The organism is Pseudomonas sp. GZD-222, from assembly GCF_049310525.1.
Classification (GTDB): domain Bacteria; phylum Pseudomonadota; class Gammaproteobacteria; order Pseudomonadales; family Pseudomonadaceae; genus Aquipseudomonas.
Genome location: NZ_JBMOWO010000096.1, coordinates 71,140 through 79,013, shown reverse-complemented (window position 1 = coordinate 79,013; position 7,874 = coordinate 71,140). Strand labels below are relative to the sequence as shown.

The 7,874-nt window shown below is 60.8% G+C and carries 8 protein-coding genes; 3 read left to right on the top strand and 5 right to left on the bottom strand.

Annotated elements, in window-relative coordinates; translation table 11 throughout:
- Window positions 1-81: 81 nt before the first annotated feature.
- Entirely contained in the window at window positions 82-636 is a 555-nt protein-coding gene (locus ACO6VD_RS18390) for an NADPH-dependent FMN reductase (RefSeq protein ID WP_422421097.1), read from the bottom strand.
- 145 nt (window positions 637-781) lie between these two features.
- On the opposite strand from ACO6VD_RS18390, the gene ACO6VD_RS18385 reads away from it, so the two are divergent.
- Window positions 782-1,000, top strand: coding sequence for a hypothetical protein (locus tag ACO6VD_RS18385; RefSeq protein ID WP_422421095.1), 219 nt, complete (start codon window positions 782-784; stop codon window positions 998-1,000).
- Here the strand turns inward: ACO6VD_RS18385 and ACO6VD_RS18380 are convergent.
- The 4 genes from ACO6VD_RS18380 to ACO6VD_RS18365 all read right to left on the bottom strand — a co-directional run bounded on the left by ACO6VD_RS18380 (window position 984) and on the right by ACO6VD_RS18365 (window position 5,413).
- On the bottom strand, window positions 984-3,245 hold the full coding sequence (locus ACO6VD_RS18380; RefSeq protein ID WP_422421093.1) for an Orn/Lys/Arg decarboxylase N-terminal domain-containing protein: 2,262 nt from the start codon (window positions 3,243-3,245) through the stop codon (window positions 984-986). The two genes, ACO6VD_RS18385 and ACO6VD_RS18380, sit on opposite strands and share 17 nt — an antisense overlap.
- Window positions 3,246-3,323: 78 nt before the next feature.
- Window positions 3,324-4,121 (bottom strand): DNA polymerase III subunit epsilon, encoded by a 798-nt coding sequence (gene dnaQ, locus ACO6VD_RS18375; RefSeq protein WP_422421092.1) that lies wholly within the window; start codon window positions 4,119-4,121, stop codon window positions 3,324-3,326.
- A 37-nt stretch (window positions 4,122-4,158) separates the two neighbouring features.
- Entirely contained in the window at window positions 4,159-4,605 is a 447-nt protein-coding gene (gene rnhA, locus ACO6VD_RS18370) for a ribonuclease HI (protein ID WP_400171662.1), read from the bottom strand.
- A gap of 49 nt (window positions 4,606-4,654) precedes the next feature.
- Window positions 4,655-5,413, bottom strand: coding sequence for a methyltransferase domain-containing protein (locus ACO6VD_RS18365; protein WP_400171663.1), 759 nt, complete (start codon window positions 5,411-5,413; stop codon window positions 4,655-4,657).
- Window positions 5,414-5,492: 79 nt separating this feature from the next.
- On the opposite strand from ACO6VD_RS18365, the gene gloB reads away from it, so the two are divergent.
- Both gloB and ACO6VD_RS18355 read left to right on the top strand, forming a co-directional pair.
- Window positions 5,493-6,272 (top strand): hydroxyacylglutathione hydrolase, encoded by a 780-nt coding sequence (gloB, locus tag ACO6VD_RS18360; RefSeq protein ID WP_422421090.1) that lies wholly within the window; start codon window positions 5,493-5,495, stop codon window positions 6,270-6,272.
- 99 nt (window positions 6,273-6,371) lie between these two features.
- Window positions 6,372-7,793, top strand: a complete 1,422-nt coding sequence (locus ACO6VD_RS18355; RefSeq protein WP_422421088.1) for a transglycosylase SLT domain-containing protein — start codon at window positions 6,372-6,374, stop codon at window positions 7,791-7,793.
- Window positions 7,794-7,874 lie beyond the last annotated feature (81 nt).

Genomic DNA, 7,874 nt, shown 5'->3' with positions numbered 1-7,874 from the left:
CTTTGATACAGCGTACTTCTTCCCCCCCCCCCCCCCCCCCCTTCACCCCCCCCCCCCCCCCCCCCCCCCGCTCCCACAATTTCAGCCCTTATGTCGCTCCACCCAGTCGGCATACTTATCAATAAAGGTCTGCAAAAACGGACGAGTCTTCTCGGATAGCTTGCCACTCTCGTCGAACAGACTCGCCGCCCCACCGATATAGGCTTCCGGCTGCTGCATGCACGGCACATCGAGAAATACCAGTGACTGGCGCAAATGATGGTTGGCACCAAAACCGCCCACCGCACCGGGTGACACACTGATCACCGCCCCCGGTTTGCCACTCCAGGCACTCTGCCCATAGGGCCGCGACCCCACGTCGATAGCGTTCTTCAACACCCCTGGCACCGAACGGTTGTATTCCGGGGTGACAAACAGCACTGCATCACTGCTGCGGATCTGCTCGCGGAAGGTCTTGTAGGCTGCTGGCGGGTCGACATCAATGTCTTCGTTGTAGAGTGCCAGATCACCAATCTCGACGATGTTCAGTTTGAGGTTCGAGGGCGCAAGTTGCGCCAGCGCGTGGGCGACTTTGCGGTTGAAGGACGCCTTGCGCAAGCTGCCGACGACGACGGCTACCGAGTACACCTGGCTCATGGCAATTTCCTGACATGTAGGACAAAGGAACTTGTAGGTATAGATGATCCGCCCGACGCCTGAAGTTTTTTTCTACGCGAGCAAAACTTACCCGGCAAATCAGTGGTCTATGCCTGACAGAAAACTTTTAGAGGTTGCACGGTAAATGACAGCAGTACTGGTCGGACAGTTTCATGCACGGGACGCAGAAGGCCGTATCTACCCCGTTCATGAGTTCCAGGAAGCCACTCTCCAGGCCGACGGTAGTGCCGCCTCCTTGCCTATCACCACTTACAAACTGGCCATCGGTGACAAGGTCAATCACCTGGGCGACAACCGCTTCGAGCTGGCGCGCAGCGGCGTCGAGATCATTCGCATCCCTTGATGCAATCGACGGTATAAACCCGTCCTTGCGCCCGCGTTTCATGCTGCAGCCCGTGCACATCGGCGACAAAGCCAGGAAAGCCGCTGTCGAAGGCTGCGGCAAAGGCCAGGTAATCGATGATTGAGCGGGTCGCCTCGGTAAAGCGCTCACCCGGCATCACCAGCGGAATCCCCGGTGGGTAAGGCACCAGCATCACGGCAGCAATGCGTCCGAGCAACTGATCGATCGGTACCGCTTCCACCTCCCCGCGCACCATCCGGTCATAGGCATCGGCGGGTTTCATGACCACTTCCGGCAACCGTGTGAACAGGCGCTTGAGCTGCTTGGCGGTGGCATTGCTGCGGTAGCAGGCATGCAGTTGATCACACAGGTCACGCAGGCCCAGCCCTTGATAGCGCTGCGGGTCGAGCCTGGCGACACAAGGCAGGCTTTCGAGCAGATCGGTGTTGGCGTCGTAGCTGCGTTTGAACTCCAGCAGCTCGGTCAGCAAGGTGCTCCACTTGCCTTTGGTGATACCCATGGAAAACAGCACCAGGAAGGTATAGAGCCCGGTCTTTTCCACCACCAGGCCACGTTCCCAAAGAAACTTGCTGACCACCGCCGCCGGAATGCCGTGCTCGCTCAAGGCACCGCCGGCATTGAGCCCTGGCATCACAAGAGTGACCTTGATCGGGTCGAGCAACACATAGTCATCGCTCACCTCACCAAACCCGTGCCAATCCGCCTGCGGCTGCAACAGCCAATCGCCGGTGTTCACTTGTTGCACACCCTCGACTTGCGGTGGCTGCCAGATACTGAACCACCAGTCATCAGCGGCAATGTGCTGGCGCAAATTGGCCATGGCACGACGAAAGCTCAGGGCCTCGTCGAACATTTCCTGCATCAGCGAATGCCCGGCCGGCCCTTCCATCATCGTCGAAGCCACATCCAGCGAGGCAAGGATGCTGTACTGCGGTGACGTGGAGATATGCATCATGAAGGCTTCATTGAAACGATCACGGTCCAGTTGTCGTGCGCCGCCATCCTGTACATGGATCATCGAGGCCTGGCTGAAGGCGGCCAACAATTTGTGTGTCGAGTGGGTGCTGAACACCAGGGGGCTGTCGGCACTGCGTGAGGTGCCCATGGCATAGCGACCGGCAAAGAACGGGTGAAAGGCGGCATAGGCATACCAGGCTTCATCGAAATGCAGCACCTCGACACTGTTGCCCAGCGTCTGTTTGATCAGTTCGGCGTTGTAGCACAGCCCGTCGTAGGTGGAGTTGGTCACCACGGCCATTTTCACCTTGGGCGCCCGCCCCTGGGTCAGCGGGTTGGCCTGGATCTTGGCGCGAATAGACTCGGGGCTGAACTCGCTCAGCGGAATCGGCCCGATGATGCCCAGTTCATTGCGTTCAGGGCACAGGTACAAGGGAATCGCACCGGTCATGATGATGGCGTGCACCACCGATTTGTGGCAGTTGCGATCCACCAGCACCAGGTCATCGCGCCCCACCATCGAATGCCAGACGATCTTGTTGGCTGTGGAAGTGCCATTGATCACGAAGAAGGTGTGGTCGGCGCCAAAATTCTTTGCCGCACGGGCCTCAGCTGCCGCCAGCGGGCCGGTGTGATCCAGCAACGAGCCCAGTTCGGGTACCGAGACCGAGAGATCCGAACGCAGGGTGTTTTCGCCAAAAAACTGGTGAAACGCCAGCCCCACCGGGCTTTTGCGATAGGCCACACCGCCGCCGTGCCCTGGGGTGTGCCAGGAATAGTTGGACTGTGCGGTGTGCTGTACCAGCGCTTTGAAAAAGGGCGGCAGCAAGCCATCCAGGTAGTTATGTGCTGCTCGCGCCACTTGCCGCGCCAGAAACGGCACGGTGTCTTCGAACAGGTAGAGAATGCCGCGCAGCTGGTTCAGCTCGCTCATCACATCGGCCGGTGCATTTTCCAGAGTCACCTGCTCGCCCAGGGCGAAAATCGGCAAGTGCGGCGCCCGCAGCCGGGCCAGGCGAATTAGCTCGACCATGTTTTGCAGCAAGTGAGTGTTCTCACCAGCGCCTTCCGCGGCAATCAGCAAGCACGCCAGGCCGTGATGGGTCGAGGCAACCAGACGGCCCTCGGCGTAATCAATGGCGGGAAGAATGGTGAAACCGTCCTGGGCCAGCTCCTGGGCAATGCCGCGCACGCGTTCGCCCGCTACCGTGTCAGCCTTGATATCACGGTGAACGATCAGAACAGGGAACTTGAGGTCCTTGTACATGAGGGGGCGCTTGCTCCGAATGACAGGTCGGTCATTTCAGGGTAGAAGCTCGCCAGCCCCCTTGCGCGGCAATCTGCCTCAGTTGGCCTCGGACAACTGCTGCCACAACGCCGGGCCACCGGCTGATTTGGCAATGGCTTCCAGACGCGCCACGTGCGCCTCGAGCTCCTGCTCGGTGGCGGCAATGATGCGTCCAGGCTGGCGCCCGGTCAGGCGACGGACTTCGCTGCCGCGGCTCGCTTCACTGTTTTCCTCGCCATCTGCACCCTGCCCGGCCAGCGACAGGCTGGTCTGGCCACCGGTCATGCTCAGGTAGACGTCGGCCAACAGCTCCGAGTCGAGCAACGCGCCGTGCAATTCACGGCCAGAGTTGTCGATGCCGTAACGCTTGCACAACGCATCGAGGCTGTTGCGCTGCCCCGGGTGCCGCGAGCGGGCCATCATCAGGGTATCGAGGATGGTGCAGTGCTGGGAAATATCGGCGCGGTCGTGCTGGCCGATCAGGGCGAATTCGTTGTTGATGAAGCCAACGTCGAACGCCGCGTTATGGATGATCAGCTGGGCGCCCTGGATGAAGTCGAAAAACTCATCGGCCACTTCGGCAAATCGCGGCTTGTCGATCAGGAATCCGTCAGTGATACCGTGGACGCCGATGGCGCCTTCGTCACTTTCGCGATCCGGTTGCAGATACACGTGAAAGTGTCGCCCGGTCAGGCGGCGGCCCATCAGTTCGACACAACCGATTTCGATGACCCGGTGGCCATCGGTGACCGGCATACCTGTGGTTTCGGTGTCCAGGACGACCGACCTGTTGCTTTGACTCTCCACGCCGGTGGTCTCCTGTCGCGTACAGCTTGTCTGGTAATAGCCGGCCATTCTACCTCAGCACGCGGCCGAGTGGCGGCTGGTGTGCTCAGCGCAGCCCGCGCACCTCGTCAACGCCACGGTTGGCCAACTGGTCGGCGCGCTCGTTGCCGTGGTGGCCGATGTGTCCGCGCACCCATTTCCAGGTCACTTTGTGGCGCCCGACCTGTTCATCGAGCAATTTCCACAGGTCGGCGTTTTTCACCGGTTCCTTGGCAGCGGTTTTCCAACCGCGCTTCTTCCAGTTGACCATCCACTCGTTGATGCCTTTCATCACGTACTGCGAGTCCGTGACCAGCAGCACTTCACACTCACGCTTGAGCGCTTCGAGGCCTTTGATCGCCGCCATCAGTTCCATGCGGTTGTTGGTGGTCTCGGGCTCGCCACCCCACAATTCTTTCTCGACGCCTTTGCAGACCATCAACACGCCCCAGCCGCCCGGACCAGGATTGCCCTTGCAGGCGCCATCGGTAAAGATCTCGACGCTATCGCTCATTTACAGCCTTTTCATCAATGATTGGGTCCGGCGCCCTGGGGCCCGGAACTCAGTGTTCGGAATGGCGTCGATTGACCTTGGCCATCGGCAATGGCAGCAGTTTGCCCATAGGCTCACGACGCTCCAGACGCAGTGGCCGCAAGCCGACCACCATCTTGCGTGCCACCAGCAGGTAGACGCCGCCACCGGCACCTTGCCAGCCACCGGCGACCCGCTCCCAACCGGCAAGGCGCTGTTGCCAGGCCGGGGACGCGAGCGGCGGACGATAGCACCCGAAGCGGCGTTTCTCCAGCGCGAAACCCAGCAAGTTCAGCCAGTCGCCAACCCGTGACGGGGAGATGCAGCGCGCCTTGCGCAGGGCATCATGGGCAAACACCCGGCGGACTCCCCAACTGCTCCACGGGTTGATGCCGATGATCAACAGGTGCCCGCCCGGCCGTACGCTGCTGGCAGCCTCTCGCAGCAGGCCGTGGGGAGACAGGCTGAAATCCAGGCCATGCTGCAGCACCACAACATCGGCGGCATGTTCGCTCAGCGGCCAGGCCTGTTCTTCACAGACGATTTCAACCCCCGGCAACGGCGCGCCCAGGCGCACGTTGCGTTGCACTTGCGGGGCCTTGGGCGGCGCCTCGGCACAGGGGCCGTAGTGCACCAGGTATCCGCCGAAGTAACGCCCCAGCTCTTCCTCGAGCAGGCGTTGCTCCTCGTGAAGCATCAACTGCCCCAGGGGGCCGGCGAACCAGTCGCGGGCCAGGCTGATCAGCGCCAGCCACTGCGGATCGGCCTGGGCGAAGGCTTGATCGGTCATTGCAGTCTCCCTTGAAGGTTCTCGACAGCGTGCATAGCTACTAAGATGCACCCATGTCCAACGTTTGGCGAATCGCACCATGATACAGATCGATGCCCTACCCGCTTTCACCGATAACTACATCTGGTTGTTACAGGATTCTGCCAACCAGCGTTGTGCGGTGGTCGATCCGGGCGATGCAGCACCGGTGCTGGCCTGGCTCGAAGACCATCCGGGCTGGCAACTGAGCGACATTCTGGTCACTCACCACCACCACGATCATGTCGGTGGAGTCGAACAACTCAAAGCAGCCACCGGTGCTCGGGTGTGCGGCCCGGCGCAGGAACGCATCCCAGGCCGTGACCTGGCCCTCGACGACAACGCAAGCGTGCGCGTGCTCGGGCTGGATTTCCAGATCATTGCGGTACCCGGACACACCTTGGGACACATTGCCTATTATTGCGGGCAAACCGCCACTCCGCTGCTGTTCTGTGGCGACACACTGTTTGCCGCAGGCTGCGGCCGTCTGTTCGAAGGTACCCCCGAGCAAATGCACCATTCCCTCGAGCGCCTGGCGGCCTTGCCGGCCGAGACCCTGGTGTACTGCACTCATGAATACACCCTGAGCAACTTGCGCTTTGCCCGGGCAGTGGAGCCCGAAAACCAGCACATTGCCCAACGTTTTGACGACGTTACCCGCCTGCGGGAACACGATCGCATCTCGTTGCCATCAACCCTGGCACTGGAAAAGCTCACCAATCCCTTTTTGCGCACTACCGAAACATCCGTTAAAGAAAAATTAGACGAACGGAGCCCCCTGAAAACCCCCACTCCAAGTGCTGTTTTTGCTGGGTTGCGGGCTTGGAAGGACAGGTTCTAAACAGCCGCTGCTAGGTCCTGGAAGTTCTCAAAGGTTGACCGCAGAGGGGCTGCTTTCTAGAATCGCCCGACATTTTTGCCCGGAACTTTGTCCCAGCCAATGTCGTCGAATAGCCGCAGAACCTTCAATTCCGTCGCCCTGACGCGCCTGGCCCAAGCCAGTGCGCTGGCCCTGGCCGCCACCCTGGTGGGCTGCCAGAGCACCCGTCAGCTCGACGAATCCGAGAGCGTTCGCGCGCACAACTACCAGGCCCGGATGAAGCAGAAGCCGGTGTTCGTCCCGGTCAAACAGGCCGAGCAGGCGCCTCAGGATGTCTGGGAGCGCATGCGCCAGGGCTTCGCCCTGCAGGACGACATGGCGGTCAACCCGCGCATCGAACAGCAACGCCTGTGGTTCGCCAGCAACCCTTCGTTCCTGGAAACCGCCGGCGACCGTGGTAGCCTGTACATCCATTACATCGTCGAGCGTCTCGAAGAGCGCAACATGCCGCTGGAACTGGCTTTGCTGCCAGCCATCGAAAGTGCCTACAACCCGATGGCCTACTCCCGGGCCCATGCGGTGGGACTGTGGCAGTTCATTCCGTCCACGGGTCGCCATTTCAACCTGCGCCAGACCCGCTTCTACGATGGCCGTCGCGACATCACCGCTTCGACCAATGCCGCACTGAACTACCTGAACCGTCTGCATGACATGTTCAACGGTGACTGGCTGCTGGCCCTGGCCGCCTACAACGCGGGTGAAGGTACCGTCAGCCGGGCCATCGAGCGTAACGAAAGACTCGGTCTGCCCACCGACTACTGGAACCTGCCGCTGCCCAAGGAAACCCGCGACTATGTGCCCAAGCTGCTGGCCCTGTCGCAGGTAGTGATGACGCCGCAGGCCTACGGCGTGAACCTCAACCCGATCGCCAACGAGCCTTACTTCGAAGCCGTCGCCATCAACGACCGCCTGGACCTGTCGCGGGTCGCCGAGCTTGCCGAGATCGACGAAGACGAGCTGTTCCAGCTCAACCCGGCCTTCAAGAAACGCATGACCGTCGATGGGCCCAAGCAACTGCTGGTACCCACCGCCAAGGCACAGTTGCTGACCACCAGCCTGTCGAACATGAAGCCCGAAGAGCTGCTTTCACTGCAGCCGAAAAAGGCCGTGTTCGAAGCGGCACTGGCCGAAGCCACGCCTCGTACAACCACAACCCGCAGCAGCCGTTACCGGGTAAAACGTGGTGACAGCCTGGGCAGCATTGCCAAGGCCAACAAGGTCAGCGTCAAGGATCTGCAGCGCTGGAACAAACTGTCCGGCCATGGCCTCAAGGCGGGACAGACCCTGGTCATGCAGAGCACCCAGGCGGTGCAGGGCAAGGACCAGAAAAAATCCACCCAGTACAAGGTGCGCAAGGGCGACTCCTTGTACCTGGTGGCCAAGCGCTTCAATGTCGAGATGCAACACCTCAAGCGCTGGAATCCTCGCAGTGGTCATGCCCTCAAGCCAGGCCAGACCCTGACCGTCTACCTGCCGCACTGAGCACCAGGCTCCGAGGCGTAACCCGGAGCCACCTTCACCGTCCTGGCGGGCCTCTTTTTCCAGCCGATACAAGCTGTTACT